General features: G+C 67.5%; 17 protein-coding genes. 9 read left to right on the top strand and 8 right to left on the bottom strand.

Annotated elements, in window-relative coordinates:
- Positions 1-76: 76 nt before the first annotated feature.
- Entirely contained in the window at positions 77-769 is a 693-nt protein-coding gene (locus EOHIBHHM_RS02315) for a metallophosphoesterase (protein ID WP_497254240.1), read from the bottom strand.
- Positions 770-846: 77 nt separating this feature from the next.
- Between EOHIBHHM_RS02315 and EOHIBHHM_RS02310 the strand changes: the two genes are divergently transcribed.
- On the top strand, positions 847-1,626 hold the full coding sequence (locus EOHIBHHM_RS02310; protein WP_497254238.1) for a DUF7839 domain-containing protein: 780 nt from the start codon (positions 847-849) through the stop codon (positions 1,624-1,626).
- Here the strand turns inward: EOHIBHHM_RS02310 and EOHIBHHM_RS02305 are convergent.
- Entirely contained in the window at positions 1,623-2,225 is a 603-nt protein-coding gene (locus EOHIBHHM_RS02305) for a J domain-containing protein (protein WP_497254236.1), read from the bottom strand. The two genes, EOHIBHHM_RS02310 and EOHIBHHM_RS02305, sit on opposite strands and share 4 nt — an antisense overlap.
- Positions 2,226-2,345: 120 nt before the next feature.
- Positions 2,346-2,609, bottom strand: a complete 264-nt coding sequence (locus tag EOHIBHHM_RS02300; RefSeq protein ID WP_497254234.1) for an MTH865 family protein — start codon at positions 2,607-2,609, stop codon at positions 2,346-2,348.
- Positions 2,610-2,723: 114 nt separating this feature from the next.
- On the opposite strand from EOHIBHHM_RS02300, the gene EOHIBHHM_RS02295 reads away from it, so the two are divergent.
- Positions 2,724-3,770, top strand: a complete 1,047-nt coding sequence (locus EOHIBHHM_RS02295) for a M42 family metallopeptidase (protein ID WP_497254232.1) — start codon at positions 2,724-2,726, stop codon at positions 3,768-3,770.
- 113 nt (positions 3,771-3,883) lie between these two features.
- Entirely contained in the window at positions 3,884-4,630 is a 747-nt protein-coding gene (locus EOHIBHHM_RS02290) for a plastocyanin/azurin family copper-binding protein (protein ID WP_497254230.1), read from the top strand.
- 90 nt (positions 4,631-4,720) lie between these two features.
- Here the strand turns inward: EOHIBHHM_RS02290 and EOHIBHHM_RS02285 are convergent, their stop codons facing one another.
- Entirely contained in the window at positions 4,721-5,776 is a 1,056-nt protein-coding gene (locus tag EOHIBHHM_RS02285; protein WP_497254228.1) for a glycosyltransferase, read from the bottom strand.
- Positions 5,777-5,943: 167 nt separating this feature from the next.
- Between EOHIBHHM_RS02285 and EOHIBHHM_RS02280 the strand changes: the two genes are divergently transcribed.
- Together EOHIBHHM_RS02280 and EOHIBHHM_RS02275 are read left to right on the top strand one after the other, a co-directional pair.
- Positions 5,944-7,746, top strand: coding sequence for a S9 family peptidase (locus EOHIBHHM_RS02280; protein WP_497254226.1), 1,803 nt, complete (start codon positions 5,944-5,946; stop codon positions 7,744-7,746).
- Between the two features lie 65 nt (positions 7,747-7,811).
- A complete protein-coding gene (locus EOHIBHHM_RS02275; RefSeq protein ID WP_497254224.1) occupies positions 7,812-8,234 on the top strand; it encodes a universal stress protein in 423 nt (140 codons plus the stop codon).
- A 24-nt stretch (positions 8,235-8,258) separates the two neighbouring features.
- Here EOHIBHHM_RS02275 and EOHIBHHM_RS02270 read toward each other — a convergent pair whose 3' ends face one another.
- Positions 8,259-9,866 (bottom strand): hypothetical protein, encoded by a 1,608-nt coding sequence (locus tag EOHIBHHM_RS02270; protein WP_497254222.1) that lies wholly within the window; start codon positions 9,864-9,866, stop codon positions 8,259-8,261.
- A 207-nt stretch (positions 9,867-10,073) separates the two neighbouring features.
- Between EOHIBHHM_RS02270 and EOHIBHHM_RS02265 the strand changes: the two genes are divergently transcribed.
- From EOHIBHHM_RS02265 to EOHIBHHM_RS02255, 3 genes are all read left to right on the top strand, one after another.
- Positions 10,074-10,493, top strand: a complete 420-nt coding sequence (locus EOHIBHHM_RS02265; RefSeq protein WP_497254220.1) for a cobalamin B12-binding domain-containing protein — start codon at positions 10,074-10,076, stop codon at positions 10,491-10,493.
- A gap of 160 nt (positions 10,494-10,653) precedes the next feature.
- Positions 10,654-11,709 carry a methylmalonyl Co-A mutase-associated GTPase MeaB gene (gene meaB, locus EOHIBHHM_RS02260; RefSeq protein ID WP_497254218.1) on the top strand — a complete coding sequence of 352 codons (1,056 nt, stop codon included), beginning with the start codon at positions 10,654-10,656 and terminating at the stop codon, positions 11,707-11,709.
- Between the two features lie 77 nt (positions 11,710-11,786).
- The gene (locus EOHIBHHM_RS02255) at positions 11,787-12,719 is read left to right on the top strand and encodes an alpha/beta fold hydrolase (RefSeq protein ID WP_497254216.1); all 933 of its coding nucleotides are present in this window, start codon (positions 11,787-11,789) and stop codon (positions 12,717-12,719) included.
- Positions 12,720-13,268: 549 nt separating this feature from the next.
- Here EOHIBHHM_RS02255 and EOHIBHHM_RS02250 read toward each other — a convergent pair.
- Positions 13,269-13,643, bottom strand: coding sequence for a Zn-ribbon domain-containing OB-fold protein (locus EOHIBHHM_RS02250; protein WP_497254214.1), 375 nt, complete (start codon positions 13,641-13,643; stop codon positions 13,269-13,271).
- Entirely contained in the window at positions 13,640-14,806 is a 1,167-nt protein-coding gene (locus EOHIBHHM_RS02245) for a thiolase domain-containing protein (protein WP_497254212.1), read from the bottom strand. The genes EOHIBHHM_RS02250 and EOHIBHHM_RS02245 overlap by 4 nt, the downstream gene beginning before the upstream one ends.
- Before the next feature lie 129 nt (positions 14,807-14,935).
- Between EOHIBHHM_RS02245 and minD the strand changes: the two genes are divergently transcribed.
- Complete coding sequence (minD, locus tag EOHIBHHM_RS02240; RefSeq protein WP_497254210.1) at positions 14,936-16,141, top strand: cell division ATPase MinD; 1,206 nt, start codon at positions 14,936-14,938, stop codon at positions 16,139-16,141.
- A gap of 1 nt (position 16,142) precedes the next feature.
- Here minD and EOHIBHHM_RS02235 read toward each other — a convergent pair whose 3' ends face one another.
- Positions 16,143-17,753, bottom strand: coding sequence for a long-chain-fatty-acid--CoA ligase (locus tag EOHIBHHM_RS02235; RefSeq protein ID WP_497254208.1), 1,611 nt, complete (start codon positions 17,751-17,753; stop codon positions 16,143-16,145).
- Positions 17,754-17,842: the final 89 nt, after the last annotated feature.

The raw sequence follows: 17,842 nt of genomic DNA, 5'->3' as shown, positions 1-17,842 counted from the left end.
TCATCCACCAAGAACATCGAGTTCGAATTAATTGTAAGTTCGCACTGATGTTACTCTCGGGGTTTTCGGACGCGACCTACAACAGCCGCCGGAACTCCCCGAGCGGCGGGAACCGAAGCGTCTCGTGGCTGTCCTCGTCGTAGACGACGGGCCGAAAGGCGTCGGCGTCGGTGACGAACGGCGACTGGAAGTCGCTCGTCTGCATCCCGTTGACCGGGACGCCCGCCGCGAGACGGTTGAACGCCGGGAGCATCAACACGTCCGTCTCGCGGTAGACGCCCTCGCCGAACAGATAGCAGGGGCGACGCTGTCCCTCGATCTCGATGGCGGGGTGGTCGTGGCCGACGACGTAGCGCGTCGCCGGGTCGTCGACTGCCTCGTGACCGTGACAGACCACCGTCCCGTCACCGAGTCGGTAGCTGTCGTGGACGGGGCCGTCCCACACCGCCGAGAGGAGCGTGTCGTGGTTGCCGGCGACGAGCACCAGTCGTGCGTCCGCGTCGTGACAGCAACCGGCTAGTTCGTACAGACTCGCCTCGATCGAGGGGGCGACGTGAGAGAAACTGTGGAGTACGTCGCCGGCGACGACGACCTCCGCAGGCTCGTAGTGCGCGAGTAGCCTGTCGAGTCGCTCGTGGAGATCAGACCGCTCGCCGAGCGGGAACTCCACGCCTGAGGCCTCGTCGCGGCCGACGTGGAGGTCCGCGACGACGAGCGCGTCCGGTCCCGGGAGGAACACGGCGCGGTCGCGAAACGACAGGTCGTGCACGGTAGAGCAGTGTGTGCCGAGCGATAAATCGCTACCGTCCCACGTGGGTTTATACGCTGGCCGTCCAACTCCGTCCTATGAGCGGAGCCCTGGAGGACAAACGCACCGCGACGCGCTTTCGCATCCTCGTCGAGATCGCCGACCGACAGCCAGCGGTGAGTCAGGGCGAGATCGCCGACGCCGTCGGCGTCACGAGTCAGGCCGTCAGCGAGTACATCCGCGACCTCGTCGACGAGGGCCTCGTCGAGAAGGAGGGTCGCTCCCGCTACCGCGTCACGAAGGAGGGCGTGGACTGGCTGTTCAAGGAGGCCGCCGCTATCCGGCGGTTCGCCGACCACGTCACCGAGGACGTCTTAGAGAGCGTCCAGGAGGACGCCGCCGTCGCCACCGCCGACATCAAGACCGGCGAGACGGTGACGCTGACGCTCCGAGAGGGGCTACTCCACGCCACGCCGGGCGACGACGGGCCGGCGATCGGCGTCGCGACGACGGACGCCGAGGCGGGGACGGACGTCAGCGTCACCGGGTTCGAGGGCGTCATCGACTTCACGCCCGGCAGCGTCACCGTCTACCAGGTGCCGCCGGTCCGCGACGGCGGGAGTCGGAGCGTCGACCGGGAGGCGCTCGCCGCCGCCGTCGCAGACGCCGAACTGGTCGTCGCGGCGGGCGTCGAAGCGGTCGTCGCACTCCGGTCGCTGGGCCGCGACCCCGCCGTCGTCGTCGCCGCCGGGGCCGTCGCCGCCGAGGCCGCCGCTCGGGGCGAGGACGTCGTCGTCGTCGCGACCACCGACGCCGTCGGCCGCGTCACCGACGAACTCCGCGACGGCGACGTCTCCTACGAGGTCGCCGACGCCTAACGCTCCTCGGCGTGTCCCTTCGCCGTCGTGTACGCCTCGCGCAGTCGCTTGAACTCCGACTGGTCGCCGCCGTGGTCCGGATGCGTCTCTTTCACCTGTGAGCGGTACGCCGTCTTGACCTCGTCGCGACTCGCCGTCGCTGGCAGTCCGAGCCGGTCGAACGCGGCCACCACGGGGTCGTCGAGCTCCGCTTCCGGAGACTCGAACTCGGGCACTTCGAAGGGGAGCCGTCGACCGAGCTGTGACCCCGGCATCTCGTGTTCACAGAGGACGGCGTACGTTCCGGCACGCTCGATGTGGAAGTACGCCTGTGCGTCGAAGGTGATGGCGACCCCGCGACTGGGGAGGTAGAACGCGACCGTGTGACCGTGGACCGGGTGGTCTTCGGCGAACGGTTCGCCGATCGTGCGGAGGTAGTCGCGGATCTCGGTGCGCCGTCGCGTCGTCCCGTCGAACCGCTGTGAGGGATCGATGGGTGCCGTCGGGTAGAGCCGGTCGGCGGCGACGAAGATACCGGCGACGACGACGGAGGTGGCGACACCGACGCCGAGCCCCGTGAGGAGCCACGGCGGGAAGATCGAGAGCCACTCGGGCAGCACTACAGGCTGCTTGGGCGCGGGAGCTAAAGAACCTCTCGCCGCCGACGGTCGTCTGCGATCGGTGGTCGGCGGTCGACCGGCCGTCGGCAGCGAGGCGAGAACGGTGTGCGAGTCGACCGTCTACAGAATCCCTTCCGCACGGAGCCCTTCCATCACGTCGTCGACGAGCTCCTCGGCGGAGTCGTACGGGAACTCCTGGTGACTGCCGAGCTTCGCGGCCATCTCCATCGCGGTGAAACTGGTGTCGCCGGCCTCGAAGCGCGTCCCCGGCCCGTTCGGGAGCGCGGGGACGAGGTCCATCTGGTTGCTGACGGGGTAGTCGGCATCGCTGAACGCCTCCAGGAGCTGTGAGCGGATCTCGGCTGCGGTCTCGTCGTTCGACATACCCGTTCATGCACACAACGGGCGCAAAAGCGTTCCGGAACCACACTAAACGTATTTGAAGTTTTGTCGGCGACGACTGGGAGGACTTTTGCGGCGACTCCGCCAAGCGTGGACATGGCTCTCGACTTCGACCTGCTGAAGGAGTTGACCGAGACGAGCGGCGTCCCGGGCTACGAGGACCGCCTCCGCGACGTCGTCCGCCGCGAGTTCGACGGCGTCGTCGACGAGATGCGCTCGGACGCGATGGGGAACCTCGTCGGCACCGTCGAGGGGGCGAGCGACTACGAGGTCGTCGTCGCCGCCCACATGGACGAGATCGGGTTCATGGTCAAACACGTCACCGACGAGGGGTTCCTCCAACTGGACGCGCTCGGCGGGTGGGACCCGCGAATCCTGAAGGCCCAGCGCGTGACCGTCCTCACCGAGGAGGGCGACCTCCCGGGCGTCATCGGGTCGGTACCCCCGCACACGCTCACCGAGGAGCAGAAGGAGAAGGAACCGAAAGTCGAGGACGTCTACGTCGACCTCGGGTTGCCGAGCGAGACTGTCGAGGAGCGCGTCTCCGTCGGCGACCTCGTGACCACCGCCCAGACGACCGTCGAGATGGGCGACCATCTCACCGGGAAGGCGCTGGACAACCGCGTGTCGGTGTTCGCGATGCTCGAGGCCGCTCGGCGACTCGACGATCCCGACGCGACCGTCCACTTCGTCGCGACCGTCCAGGAGGAGGTCGGACTCCGCGGGGCGGAGGCGATCGGCGTCGACCTCGACCCGGAGCTCGCTCTCGCGCTGGACACGACCGTCGCCAACGACGTCCCGTCGTTCGACGCGGCGGAGTACGTGACGGAACTCGGCGACGGTGCGGCGATCAAACTCAAAGACTCGAGCGTCATCACGAACCGGAAGGTCCACCGTCGGCTGCGCGACGTCGCCGAGGCCGAGGAGATCGACTACCAACTCGAGATTCTCCCCGCCGGTGGGACGGATACGGGCGGACTCCAGCGATCCCACGGCGCGAAACCCGCCGGTGCGATCTCGGTGCCGACGCGCTATCTCCACACGCCGACCGAGAGCGTCCACCGCGACGACGTCGCCGCTGTCGTCGACCTCCTGACTGCCTTCCTCGACAGCGAGAGCGGCGAACACGACTACACGCTCTGATCGCCGACTATCGTCCGTCGCAGACTCTCGGCGTCGGCGACGACTCACACCGTTGAGACGTGAGCGCGGGCGGAACCAAAGTATTCACTATGGACGACTCCCAACGGCCGACAATGACCGACGGCAACGCAGATCTCTCGCGGCGTGCCTTCCTGACGGCAGCGGGGACCGCAGTGGCGGCGGCCGGCACTGCGGCCGCCCAGCAAGAGGGCAACGGGACCGCGACGGGGAACGAGACGACGACTGCGAGCGGCGGAAACGCGACCACGACGGCGGCCGGCAACGAATCGTCCGGCAACGAATCGTCGGGGAACGCGTCTGCCGGCAACGAGTCCTCTGGCAACGAATCGTCGGGTAACGAGTCGTCGGGCAACGAGTCCGGTGGTGGCGGTGGCGGCGGCGGGATGTCGAAGACGGTCACCGTCGGGCCGGAGGGCGAACTCGTCTTCGACCCTGCAGAGGTCGAGATCACGCCCGGTTCGACGATCACGTGGGTCTGGGAGTCGGACAACCACAACGTCGTCCCCTCGTCGGTTCCGGAGGGTGCTTCCTGGAAGGGAAGCGAAGGCGGCGACAGCAAGACCTACGACACGGGTCACGAGTACTCCTACACCTTCGAGACGGAGGGGACCTACGAGTACTACTGTTCGCCGCACGAGAGCGCCGGGATGACCGGGACGATCAGCGTCACCCCGGACGCCGGCGGCGGTGGCGGCGGTGGCGGCGGCGGGTCGAGCGTCCCGACCGTCCCCGACAGCGCGAAGTCCCTCGGCGTCGCGACGTCGTTCTCGATGGTCGCGACGCTCGGGCTGGCGTACTTCTTCATGAAGTACGGCGGCGACTACGGGACCGAACAGTAGTACGCAGGAGTCGGCAACCCTCGCTCTCTCTTTCCTCTCGGTTCTCTCGTCGAACGTCGAGTGCCACGCTCGCCGTCTCGTCGGTCGGTCCTAGAAGAAGCCGTGGTCGTCGACGACGTCGCGATAACAGTCCAGATAGCGTTCGAGCACCTCGCGGTGGTCGAACGCGGCGAACGACTCGTCGTACGTCTGCCGTTCCAACTCGCCGGCGGCGACGATCTCGTCGGCCAGCTCCTGTGGGTTCGTCACGAGCGTGCCGCGCTCGCGCCCCTCGACGAGTTCGTGGGCGCTCGACCCCGCCTGGTACTCGACGATGCCGACACAACCGGCGGCGAGTCCCCACAGGAGGTTCGTCGGGAACGCCTCGCGGGTCGCAGTCTGGGCGAACACGTGGGCGCCCTTCAACACCGAGACGCGCTCCTCGAGCGGCAGGTGACCGAGGAAGTCGACGCGGTCGTCGATGCGGAGGTCGCGAGCGGTCCGCTCCGCCCGGTCGCGCTCGGGGCCGTCGCCGACGACGGCCGCGCGCCAGTCGCGGTCCCGCAACTCGGCCAGCGCGAGCAGGAACCCCTCGACGTTGGCCGCCTCGTCGAGTGCTCGCGCGTAGACGACGTCGGCGCGGTCGTCGACCGGCGCCTCCCGGACCAGCGAGAGGTCGACGCTCTCGGGGATCACCCGGACGTCGTCCGCGGCGGCCCCGTACTCGCGGACCTGCGTCCGGACGGTCTCGGAAGGGGTGACGACCGCGTCGGCCTTCGTGGCGGCGCGGCGGTAGTTCGACGCCGACCCGACGCCCTCGCCCCACCAGTCGACGACGACCGGGACCCGGAGCAGGCGAGCAGTGGTCGTCGTGGCGACGACGGCCGACGGTGGCGTGACGGCCGCGTGGACGACGTCGGGCGAGCGGCGTCGCAGCGCGAGCGGGAGTTTCGAGGCGAACGCCTTCGCCGACGGGTCGGCGGTGACCGCGCGGTACGAGACGTCCTCGTGTTCGAACTCTCGGACGTCGCCGTCCCACCAGCGCGCACAGAGTACGGTGACGTCGTGGCCTCGCGCGGCGAGGTGGCGGGCGATCCGTCGCGTCCGCAGCGTCGCCGGCGTCTCCTCGTGATACGCCGTGACCATCGCAACGAACGCGACTCGCATAGTCCGCCGTTCGTGTCGCACGATAAAAATCCACGTCTTTCCGAACTGACTCGCCTCCCGACAGGTCTTCGACCTCACCGCACGACGTCGACGGAGCGGGAGATCGGCGTCGCAGGGGACGGTACGGCACCCAAAACCGTTTGTCCCCTGCGGTGGAACTCCGGGACATGTACGACATCGAACGCTATCTCAACATCCGCAGCGCCTACGGCGCCTCCTTCTCGCCGAGCGGCGAGACGCTCTCGTTCCTGATGGACACGACGGGCACCGCCCAGGTGTGGAGCGTCGACGGCCCCGGCGAGTGGCCCGACCAACACACGTTCTACGACGAGCGAGTCACCTTCGGGTCGTGGTCGCCCGAACGACGCGAACTCGCCTTCGGGATGGACGAGGGCGGCAACGAGCGTGACCAGCTCTACCTGCTCGGTCCCGATTCGGGCGAGATCACGAACCTGACGCAGCGCCCGGACGCCAAACACTGGTGGGGCGGGTGGAGTCACGAAGGCGAACGGTTCGCGTTCACCTCCAACCGCCGCGACAACTCGGTGTTCGACGTCTACGTGCAGGCCCGCGACGCCGTCGGCAACGACGCCGAACTCGTCTACGAGGGCGACGGCTGGCTCAACGTCGGCGGCTGGAGCCCGGACGACAGCCGCCTCGTCGTCACCGAGGCCTACTCGAACTTCGATCAGGACGTCTACGTCCTCGACATCGACTCCGGAGAGTTGACCCACCTCACGCCCCACGAAGACACGATCCGCTATCAGAGCGTCACGTGGGGGCCGAAGGGAGAGAACCTGTATCTCGTCACCGACGACGGTGCGGACACGCTCTATCTCGCTCGGCTGCACGTCGAGACGCGGGAGCTCACGACCGTCGAGGAGGGCGGCGACTGGGAACTCGACGGCGTCGCCATCGACCACGACACCGGCCGACTCGTCTACTCGCAGAACGTCGACGGCTACACCGAGCTGACGACGGGGACGCTCACGGACCCCGACACCGTCGACACGTTCCCACAGCCGGCGCTCCCCGAGGGCGTCGCCGGCAGCGTCAGTTTCGGCCCCGACGCCGAGCGGTTCGCGCTCACGGTGACGGGGAGCGCCGACAACACCAACGTCTACGTGATCGAGATGGAGACCGGCGAGGTCCAGCGGTGGACGCGGGCGGCGACGGCGGGCATCCCCCGCGAGACGTTCGTCGAACCGGAGCTCGTCCACTATCCGACGTTCGACGGCCGACAGATCCCGGCGTTCTTCACGCTGCCGGCGACCGACACCGGCCACGGTGAGACGCCCGTCATCGTCGACATCCACGGTGGTCCCGAATCGCAGCGTCGTCCCTCCTTCAGCGGTGTCAAGCAGTATCTCGTCCAGAACGGCTACGCCGTCTTCGAACCGAACGTCCGCGGGTCGGCGGGCTACGGGAAGGCCTACGGCCACCTCGACGACGTCGAGAAGCGGATGGATTCAGTGAGAGATATCCAGGCGGGCGTCGAGTGGCTCCACGACCACCCCGCCGTCGACCCCGACCGCATCGTCGCGATGGGCGGTTCCTACGGCGGGTTCATGGTGCTCGCCGCGCTCACGGAGTATCCGGAACTGTGGGCCGCCGGCGTCGACATCGTCGGCATCGCCAACTTCGTCACGTTCCTCGAGAACACCGGCGACTGGCGGCGCGAACTCCGCGAGGCGGAGTACGGGAGTCTGGCGGACGACCGCGAGTTCCTCGAGTCGATCTCACCGATCAACAACATCGACGCCATCGAGGCGCCGCTTTTCGTGCTCCACGGCGAGAACGACCCGCGCGTCCCGGTCGGCGAGGCCGAACAGATCGTCGAGGAGGCCCGCGAGCAGGGGGTGCCGGTCCGCAAACTGATCTTCGACGACGAGGGCCACGGCTTCTCGAAGCTCGAGAACCGCGTGCAGGCGTACACCGAGATCGTCGACTTCCTCGAAGAACACGTCTGAGCGTCTCCCGACCTCCCCCTCCCCCGTGGCAAACGTCATTTTGTCACGGCACGTACGTTTCGGGGATGTACACGAACATCCTGCTTCCGACGGACGGGACGAGGGGAACCGAGCGCGCCGCCGACCACGCGGTCGAACTCGCCGCGACGCACGGGGCGACGCTCCACGTACTGTACGTCGTCGACACCGGCCAGATGGGGTTCGTCGCGACGCCAGACGACATCGGCGAGACCAAACAGCGACTCCGGAAGCGAGGCGAGGAGGTGATCGAGCGCGTCGTCGTCGACGCCGAGGCCGCCGGCGTCGACTGCGTCACCGACATCGCGTCGGGGATCCCCGACGAGGTGATACTGGAGTACGTCGACGAACACGGGATCGACCTCGTCGTCATGGGGAAACGCGGGCTGCTCGACCCGGATCGCCACTTCCTCGGCAGTACGACCGATCGCGTCCTCAAGCGGACGGACGTCCCGGTTCACGCGGTCTGAGGCGTCGAGTAGTCCGAGACCGCCTCACGCCTCGAAGACGAGGTAGCCCACTTCCTCCTCGCCGTGGGTTCGGTCGAGGTCCGCGCTGTCCTCCTCCTCGACGAACACGTCGACGCCCGACGAGGTGAGGTTCTTGTAGCGGAGCCCGCAGGGCTCACTGTCGTTGAGCGTCTGGATGCCGGCGACGAACACGGGGTCGTCGTAGCTCCGTTCGAAGTCGATGTGGTGCCACGAACTGCGGACGTCGCGTTCGACGTTCGCCTCGAAGTTCGTCCCGTTCATGACGCCCGTGCCGCGCTCGATGGCGATCCAGCCCACGAGTTCCTCGCCGTGGGACTGTCCCGTCTTCGACTCTTCCATCTGAAGGTACACCTCGAACCCGTCTGTCCACGGCCCGCGGATGCGGGTGACGACCGGCGTCGAGTCGTTGCACGTCTGCGTCTGTGCGAGCACGATCGGCTGGTACTCGAACCGCTCGTCGAACCGGACGACCGTCTTCTCGGTGTCGGCCATCACCGTCCCGACCTCCATGCGGGTCCCGTCGCCGAGCGTATAGCTACCGGGATCGATGGCGAACGCGCCGGTCTGTTCGGCGTAGTGTCTGCCGTTCTCGCTGGCCCACTCCTCGACGCGCGCCTCGAACTCCGTGTGGCCGACGCGGCGGAGCCGCGGGTGACACGGGTCGTCGCCGACGATCGAGAGCGGTTTGGCGATGACGATCGGGTCGTCGTAGCGGTCGCCGAGGCTGTACTGCTGCCACGGGTCGTCGAGCGTGAGGTTCGTCGCGCTGAACGCCGGGTCCGTCGAGAGCGACGACGAGGCGGAGACTCGGTGCTGGCCGTACTGACGCATCACGTGTTCGACCGTGTAGAGATGCCACTGGACTCCGTCTTCGAGCGGCGCCTTCTCGGTCACCTCGCAGATGTAGCCCGGGCGGTCGAGCATACCGGCGACGCGGTGCATGAGCATGTCGCGGTCGGCGTCGACGGTGTTGCCCATCAGGTAGGCCATGTCGCCCGTGAGGCCGAACTCGTCGTTGAGGTCGGCGACGACGTTCTCCCCGTAACTACGAGAGGGTGACGTCCACGTCGGGAACAGCGCCTGTCCGACGCTGCCGTCGCCGGATTTGTAGATGCCGCGCGCCGAGTGCAGGTCGAACACCCAGTCGGGGTCGTGTCGGACGACCTCGTTCCAGATCCCCTCCGCGAGCGGATGGGTGCAGTCGCCGCCGAGCGGCGGGAACTCGCGGTTCAGGTCCGTCCCGTCGACGTATCGGCTGTCGTTCGCGATGGCGACCACGTTGCTGCGGGGGAGGACGACGAGCTTCCCGCAGTCGACGGTCCACTCGGCGATCTCGTCGGCGGCGAGATAGCCGGCCCGCTCGTCGCCGTGGATCCCTCCGACGACCATCGTCGTCGGTCCACTCTGCCCCGAGTCGTAGACGTAGACCGTCGTCTCGTACTCGGTTCCGGTCATCATCCGGTAGCTGGAGCGGTCCGTGGCCGCCGCGGCCGACGAGGAGAGACCGGGCAGCGCCGCGAGTCCGACGCCGAGCGCCGCCGCACCGCGGAGGAACGACCGCCGTCCGACCGAGTCCACACCGTCTGCCGCCGAATCTGTGTATCGAGTCATGATATTACAGCAGAGAGTCTGTCAATCCAATATATGATGGCTCGCTAACAGTGAAGTAATCCAGACAGGTAACCGATCTGAAACCACAGAACCTCGAGAGTGGAGAATCCGTGGAGTCACTGGTGTCTCCACGGCGGCCGACGTCACCGGACGGTCGTTCAGGAACATCCGTTAGAATCAAAGCGACCGACGGCGAACCACCGAGGTATGAGTGCAGACCAGGAACAGCGAGCGATCCGGTGTCTCGTCGCGAAGGTAGGGTTAGACGGTCACGACCGCGGGGCACACGTCATCGCTCGGGCCTTCCGCGATGCGGGGTTCGAGGTCATCTACTCGGGACTCCACCGTGCGCCCGACGAGATCGTCCAGGCGACGGTGCAAGAGGACGTCGACGTCCTCGGCATCTCCATCCTCTCGGGCGCGCACAACACGCTCGTCCCGAAAGTCATCGACGGCCTGAAAGAGTACGACGCCTTCGAGGACACGCTCATCATCGTCGGCGGCATCATCCCCGACGACGACAAGGAGAAACTGCGAGAACTCGGCGTCGCCGAGATCTTCGGGCCGGGGACGCCGATGAAAGAGACCATCGAGTTCGTGCGAGAGAACGTTCGCGAACGAGAATGATGCCACGGCACGTCGCCAGCCGTGGCAGTACGAGAATGATGCCACGGCACGTCGCCAGCCGTGGCAGTACGAGAATGATGCCACGGCACGTCGCCAGCCGTGGCAGTACGAGAACGATGCCACGGCACGTCGCCAGCCGTGGCAGTAGAGAGGTATCCACATGAGTCACGCCGCACAGAGCGACCTCGTCGACGACCTCCTCGACGGGAAACACCGTGCGCTCGCACGGGTCATCACGAAGATCGAGAACCGCTCGCCGGGCTACCGCGACGTCGTCTCGGCGCTCCACGAGCACACCGGCCACGCCGACGTGATCGGCATCACCGGCAGTCCGGGAGCCGGCAAGTCGACGCTGGTCGACAAACTCGCCCGGACCTACCGCGACGAGGGACTGACGGTCGGCGTCATCGCGGTCGACCCGTCTTCGCCCTTTACCGGTGGGGCCGTCCTCGGCGACCGCATCCGGATGGCGTCGAACGTCGGCGACATGGAGGTGTTCTTCCGGTCGATGAGCGCCCGCGGCCAACTCGGGGGGTTGTCGACGGCGACGTCGGACGCGGTGAAGGCGCTCGACGCCTTCGGGAAGGACAAGATCATCATCGAGACGGTCGGTGCCGGACAGAACGAGGTCGACATCGTCCGCACGGCCGACACGGTGACCGTGCTCGTCCAACCCGGCAGCGGCGACGACGTCCAGATGCTGAAGGCGGGCATCCTGGAGATCGGCGACGTCTTCGTCGTCAACAAGGCCGACATGCCGAGCGCCGACCGCACCGTCGCCGAACTGGAGGAGATGATCCACATGCGAAACGATCCGACTGCGAACCTCGACCTCGGCCACCACGGGTTCGAGGAACCGGAGCAGCCGTCCGCCGGAGACGACGAAGACGAAGACGACAGTTGGACCCCAGAGGTGGTCAAGACCGTCGCCAAGGACGGCGAGGGGATCGACGGACTCGTCGACCTGCTGGCCGAACACCGGACGTACCTCGAAGAGACGGGTCGGCTGGCGGCGAAGGCGCGGATGCGCTACGCCGAGGAGATTCGCCAACTCCTGCGCGAGGACACCGCCCACCTGCTGGAGGAGGAACTCGACCGACGAGGGGGGATCGAGGCGTACGCCGCGGCCGTCTACGACCGCGAGACGGACCCCTACACTGTCGCCGACGAGCTCATCCAACCTATCGCCGACTGCGTCGACGAGCGGCGGGAGTAGGCCGATATAACTCTTTTCGCCGGACGGCGACGACCGCGAGGTCAGGGTATAAGTTCGGCCCGAGCGACAGAGAGGGTATGAAGCTCAGTCGCGCACTCGGCGTCGCCGCCGTCGGCGTCGGGGCCACCGCCGTAGTCAACCGGACGCTCAGAAAGCGGGCCGGGGAACTCGACCCCGCACTGCCCGGAGACCAACGGACCTACCGCTGGCGCGGGATGGACGTCGCCTACACGGAGGCGGGGAGTCCGGAGAACCCAGATTTGGTTCTCCTGCACGGCATCAACGCCGCCGGCTCCAGCGGCGAGTTCCGCGAGATCTTCTCGGATCTCGCCGAGGACTACCACGTCGTCGCGCCCGACCTCCCCGGGTTCGGGCGGTCGGACCGCCCGCCGCTGCGGTACTCGGCGGCGCTCTACGAGGACTTCGTCGCCGACTTCGTCGGCGAGTTCGACGACCCGATGGTCGTCGCGTCGTCGCTGACCGCGGCCTACGTCGCCGCCGTCGCCGACGCCGTCGACGTCTCGCGGCTCGTGTTCGTCTGCCCGACGGCGAAGGCCGGTCCCGAACAGAAACAGGCGATCCGAGAGCTGCTGCGTGCGCCGCTCGTCGGCGAGACGGCGTTCAACGCGCTGACGTCGAAACCGGCGATCCGGTACTTCAACGCCGACCACGGCTACTACGACCCCGCCGCGGCGAGCGACGAGTGGACCGACTACGAGTGGCGGACGAGCCACCAGCGGAACGCGCGGTTCGCCCCGGCGTCGTTCGTCAGCGGCTATCTCAACTCCGAGGTCGACCTCGCGGCGACGCTCGGCGAACTGGACGTCCCGGTCACGCTCGTCTGGGGGCGTGAAGCCGACATCACGCCGCTCTCGGACGGACGCGACCTGGCCGACGAGGCCGACGCCCGCCTGGTCGTCTTCGACGACGCGAAACTCCTCCCGCACGTCGAACACGCCGAGGCGTTCGTCGAGACGCTCCGACAGGAACTGACGACCGACACGTCGTAGCCTTCGAACGTCTCGAGCGGTCAGGCGGACCGGACGCCGATCGTCATCGACGCGGCGGTCCACGACAGCGACCCGACCACGACCAGCCAGAGCGTCGACTCGTCGAGCCTCCCCCCGACCGCGACGGCGGCGAACGCGCCGGCACCGACCGCGACGAGAAGGAGGACCAGCAGTCTGTCGTACTTCTCGTCGTACTCCCAGTGGGCGACTCGCGCCCACGTGTTCGTCTCGGGGTCGTCGTCGTACGTCGGCAGTCTGCGTCAGATCCCGTCGTCTGTTCGGACGGCGTGGAAGACGGACTCTGACGAGAGCGAGCACGAGTCCGATCCATCCACCCGCTCTCGCCCCGTCTGTGAACGCCTCGAAGCCACCGAGGAGTGCCGCACTGAGACCGAACAGGAGAGCAGGGAGGACGAGGAGAGCGAGACTCTCTGCGACGTCGAGCGCGACCAATCGCGGTTCGCGCCGGAAAACCGTATCGAGGACCATCGCTACGCCGGGGTTCGTCACCACTGTTCAAAAGAACTCGCCGTCCGATACCGCCGTCGCTCAGCGGAGGCGGAACCGAACCATCCGGTTCTCGCTCGTCGGGTTGACGGCGGCGCCGGGTTCGACCGTCGACCCGACTTCCACGTCGTCGACGACGTCGCCACCGACGACGCCCGTCAGGCGGACGTCCCCGAAGTCGGCGACGACCGTCGCGTAGGGTGCCTGGTCGGCGAAACTCGGCGCGGGGACGTGGACGACGGTGAACGTCTCGACGGTCCCCGTCTCGGGGAGCGGTTCCTCCGAGAGCTCGGGCGACCCGCAGTGCGGACAGACGCGCCGCGGCGGGAGCGATCCGTGTCCCTTCTCGCAGGCGAGGTAGTAACCCTCGCCGTCGCCCAGCGCGTCCAGCCACTCGTCGTAGCCGGCGTCGGTCATCGGTGAACCTCCAGAACGTGGACGACCGCACTCGCGACGGTGCCACCCGCGTTGTGGGTGAGACCGACTTCCGCGTCCGCGACGGCGTCGCTGTTGGGGTGGTCGCCGCGGAGGAGGCGCGTCATCTCGACCAGTTGGCTGCCGCCGGTCGCGCCGACGGGGTGACCTTTCGCCTTCAGCCCCCCCGAGAGGTTGATCGGTCGGTCGCCGTCGACGGTCGTCTCGCCGCGGCGGGCGGCGCCGACCGCTTCGCCCGGTTCGTAGAAGCCGAGCGACTCGAGCGCCATCACCTCGGCGATGGTGAAACAGTCGTGGACCTCTGCGACTTCCACGTCCTGGGGACCCACGCCGGCGTCGTCGTAGGCTTCCTCGGCCGCCTCCGTCGCGGCGGGCGTCCGCGCGAGATGCTCGCGGTCCTGCAGCGCCATCTTGTCCGCCCCTTGTCCCGTCCCGGTGATCGAGACGGGAGCGTCGACGTCGTGCTCCTCGGCGTACTCGTCGCTGACGAGGACGAGCGCGCTCGCGCCGTCGGTGATGGGACAGGCGTCGTACAGGTGGAGCGGCGAAGCGACCGGCGGTGCGTCCAGCGCGTCCTCGAGGGTGATCTCCTTCTGGTACTGCGCGTACTCGTTGTCGAGAGCGTGGCGGTGGTTCTTGACGGCGACGTGCGCGAGGTCCTCGCGCGACCCACCGAACGCCTCGAAGTAGGCCTGTGCCATCAGCGCGTAGGCACCGGGGAACGTCATCCCCGAGCGGACCTCGTGGAGTTCGTCGGCGGCGACGGCGAGCGCCTCCGTCGCGCCGTCGGTGTCCATGTTCGTCATCCGCTCCATCCCGCCGGCGAGCATCACGTCGTTCTCGCCCGAGCGGATGCTCTTGACGGCCTCGCGGACGGCGACGCCCGCGGAGGCACACGCCTCTTCGTAGCGGGTGGCAGGACAAGCGAGTCCGGCCGCCTCGGCCATGAGGGGACCCTGGTGACCCTGCCGCTCGGCGAGGGCACCCATGAAGTTGCCGTAGTTCAGATGTTCGATGTGGTCGCGGGGGACGTCTGCATCTTCACGCGCCGCGAGGGCGGCCTCGGCGAAGAGGTCCCGACCGGTCCGGTCGGGGTGACTCCCGAAGTGCGTGAGGCCGACTCCGGCGACTCGTACGCCAGTCATACACGAACGTCAATGAGGGTGAGCGTGAAAGACTTGCCGGATACGGCGACGGCTGCACCACCTCCTCCCTGCTCGCGAACACGTCGATATTACAGATATTTTTAATATGGACGCTGTCACAGTGTCGTCATGGCCAGGGGAGCGGTCTACGCTGTCGCAGGGGCGAAGGGTGGCGTCGGCAAGACGACGACGAGTCTCAACCTCGGGGCGGCGCTGGCGGCCGCCGGACGCTCGGTGGTCGTCGTCGAACTCGATCTCGCGATGGCGAACGTCGCGGACTTCCTCGCGCTCGACGTCGACCCGGAGACCGACACGACGCTCCACGACGTGCTCGCGGGCGACGCGCCGGTCTCCGAAGCGGTCTACGAGGCCGACGACGGGTTCGCCGTCGTCCCCAGCGGGACCACGCTCGACGGGTTCGCGGGCGTCGACGTCGACCGCGTCGGCGACGTCCTCGCGACGCTCCGCGGACGGTACGACGTGCTGTTGCTCGACACGGGCGCCGGACTGAGCCACGAGACGCTGCTGCCGCTGGCGCTGGCCGCCGAGACGGTGCTCGTCTCCTCGCCGCGGGTCGCCTCCGTCCGCGACGTCGAGAAGACCAAACAGTTGACCGAGCGCGTCGGCGGCACCGTCGCCGGTGCGGTGTTCGTCCGTTCGGGGACGGGGACCTCCCCGCCCGTCGACCGCATCGCGACGTTCCTCGACGTCCCGTTGCTCGGCCACGTGCCGGAGGACGACGCCGTCCCCGCCTCGCAGGACGTCGGTCGCCCCGTCGTCGCACAGTCGCCGGACAGTCCCGCCGCCGAGGCGTATCGGTCGATCGCGCGTCGCCTCGACGACCGCGACGTCGCTGTCCCCGACGAGACGCAAGTCGCCTCGAACGCCGTTCGCGCACGCGCGGAGACGGCGAAACACCGTGGTGGGTTCGTGTTCCCCGGACGCGACGAGTCGGACGACGACTCGACGGCAGAAGGTGACGAGTCAGACGCAATAGACGAGACGGACGCGACAGAGTCGACCGAAGCGACCGCTCGAAGCGAAGCAGAGCCGACCAACGGCGAGAGCGACGAAGACGGGTCTAGTGACGTCGACGAGAGCGACGAGGACGAGAGCGACGAAGACGAATCGACCGCAGTCGAAGCGCCGTCGACGGCCGAGGTGTCGAGACAGGACGACACCGCGGACGCCAGCGGCGAGGAGGGTCGATCGACGTCACCGACCGACCCGACCGCACGCGACCGTGGCGACCGGATCGGCGGTGAAGACGAGAACGAGGAGGGGATCCGCGGACGACTCGGCGCGGTCGTCCGGGCGGTTCGCGGACCGTTCTGAGTTAGCCTTCGCCGACCATCCGGTCTTCGTCCTCCCACTCCTGTTCGCGCAGTTCGTACTTCTGGATCTTTCCGGTCGCCGTCTTCGGCAGTTCGGCGACGAACTCCACCTCGCCGGGCACCTTGTAGGAGGCGATGCGCTCGCGGCAGAACGCCCTGATCTCCTCGCTCGTCACACCGGGGTCGTCCGGGTCGCCGTTGGCCGGGACGAGGAACGCCTTCGGCGTCTCGCCCCACTCGTCGGAAGGAGCCGGGATGACGGCGACGTCGGCGACGGCGTCGTGTTCGAACAGCGTGTCCTCGAGTTCGATGCTGGAGATGTTCTCACCCCCGGAGATGATGATGTCTTTCTTGCGGTCTTGAATGGTGACGAACCCCTTCTCGTCGACGGTGGCCAGATCACCCATGTGGTAGTAACCCTCCAGCCGGTCGTTGAACGCCTCCTCGGTCTCCTCGGGTTTCTCCCAGTAGCCGTCCATCACCTGATTCCCGCGGACGACGATCTCACCGATGGTCTTCCCGTCCGGTTCGACGTCGTCGCCGTCCTCGTCGACGACGCGCACCTCCGTCCCGAGGTAGCCGATCCCCTGCTGTTTCTTCACGGCGAAGCGGTCGTCGGACTCCTGGTCGAAGAACCGCCGCGCGTCGGAGGTGGTGATGAGCGGTCCCGTCTCGGTCGCGCCGTAGACGTGTTTGAGATACCACCCGAACTCGTCCTCGACGGCTCTGATGCTCGCCTCCGGCGGGGCGGCACCGGCCGTCGCGACCCGCACGGGGTTCTCGCCCGTCGTCGCCGGGTCGTGTTCCTCGTAGTACTCCTTGAGCATGTTGAGCACGGTCGGCGCGGCACAGAAGTACGAGACGCCCTCGCTCTGGACGCGGTCGAAGATCTCTCCCGCGTCGATGCCGCGGGTGCAGATGTGTCGCGCACCTGCTCCCGTGACGGCGTAGATGTGACCCCAACCGTTGACGTGGAACATCGGGAGCGTCCACAGGTAGACGTCGTCGTCCCCGATCTCCTGGTGGATGCTGATGAGGTAGGCGTGCAGCGACTCCGTCCGGTGGGTCCGACAGACGCCCTTCGGGTCGCCGGTCGTCCCCGAGGTGTAGTTGATGGTGATGACCTCGTCCTCGGCCATCTCGGGACGGTCGTAGTCGGTCGACTCGGCGACGAGGTCGTCGAACGACTCCCACTCGCCCTCGACGGCGTCGACGTCGTCCGTGATGAACACCTCCGTCGGCACGTCGTCACGGATCTCCTGTATCTTGTCGGCGAACTTGGCGTCGGCGTAGATCGCCTTCACTCTGGCGTCGTTCAGCATGTACTCGAAGTCGCTGGCCACCAGTCGATAGTTCAGCGGCGTGTGGATGGCCCCGATCTGCATCGACCCGTACGCCGCCTCGAGGTGGTAGTGCGTGTTCGGGTCCAACACGGCCACGCGGTCGCCCTTCTCGATACCACGTGCCTGGAGGGCCGCCGAGAAGCCGTCGACTCGCTCGCCGAGTTCGTCGTACGTGTACCGTTCGCCCGTCGTCGCGAGCACCGCCTCTTCGTCACCGTAGTGTCGTCGAGCCCTGTCGAGGAACTCCGTCGTGAGGAGCGGTTTCTCCATACGCATTTCTCAATGAAGGTTCGTGATATAGATTGCGGGATGGTGGCAAAGTACACGTCAATCGGTAGACGACATCCCACTCTGGAGTG

The sequence above is a fragment of the Halogranum roseipondis genome, from assembly GCF_059695585.1.
The sequence above is the reverse complement of the archived record's forward strand: the minus strand, read 5'-3'. Positions and strand labels throughout refer to the sequence as shown.

Bases quoted from the DNA above. Each gene is read 5' to 3' on its own strand.
- EOHIBHHM_RS02255 (WP_497254216.1), top strand. From the start codon at position 11,787: ATGAAGCTCAGTCGCGCACTCGGCGTCGCCGCCGTCGGCGTCGGGGCC.
- EOHIBHHM_RS02245 (WP_497254212.1), bottom strand. From the start codon at position 14,806: ATGACTGGCGTACGAGTCGCCGGAGTCGGCCTCACGCACTTCGGGAGT.
- EOHIBHHM_RS02285 (WP_497254228.1), bottom strand. From the start codon at position 5,776: ATGCGAGTCGCGTTCGTTGCGATGGTCACGGCGTATCACGAGGAGACG.
- EOHIBHHM_RS02295 (WP_497254232.1), top strand. From the start codon at position 2,724: ATGGCTCTCGACTTCGACCTGCTGAAGGAGTTGACCGAGACGAGCGGC.
- minD (WP_497254210.1), top strand. From the start codon at position 14,936: ATGGCCAGGGGAGCGGTCTACGCTGTCGCAGGGGCGAAGGGTGGCGTC.
- EOHIBHHM_RS02310 (WP_497254238.1), top strand. From the start codon at position 847: ATGAGCGGAGCCCTGGAGGACAAACGCACCGCGACGCGCTTTCGCATC.
- meaB (WP_497254218.1), top strand. From the start codon at position 10,654: ATGAGTCACGCCGCACAGAGCGACCTCGTCGACGACCTCCTCGACGGG.
- EOHIBHHM_RS02270 (WP_497254222.1), bottom strand. From the start codon at position 9,866: ATGACTCGATACACAGATTCGGCGGCAGACGGTGTGGACTCGGTCGGA.
- EOHIBHHM_RS02275 (WP_497254224.1), top strand. From the start codon at position 7,812: ATGTACACGAACATCCTGCTTCCGACGGACGGGACGAGGGGAACCGAG.
- EOHIBHHM_RS02280 (WP_497254226.1), top strand. From the start codon at position 5,944: ATGTACGACATCGAACGCTATCTCAACATCCGCAGCGCCTACGGCGCC.
- EOHIBHHM_RS02250 (WP_497254214.1), bottom strand. From the start codon at position 13,643: ATGACCGACGCCGGCTACGACGAGTGGCTGGACGCGCTGGGCGACGGC.
- EOHIBHHM_RS02265 (WP_497254220.1), top strand. From the start codon at position 10,074: ATGAGTGCAGACCAGGAACAGCGAGCGATCCGGTGTCTCGTCGCGAAG.
- EOHIBHHM_RS02290 (WP_497254230.1), top strand. From the start codon at position 3,884: ATGACCGACGGCAACGCAGATCTCTCGCGGCGTGCCTTCCTGACGGCA.
- EOHIBHHM_RS02235 (WP_497254208.1), bottom strand. From the start codon at position 17,753: ATGGAGAAACCGCTCCTCACGACGGAGTTCCTCGACAGGGCTCGACGA.
- EOHIBHHM_RS02300 (WP_497254234.1), bottom strand. From the start codon at position 2,609: ATGTCGAACGACGAGACCGCAGCCGAGATCCGCTCACAGCTCCTGGAG.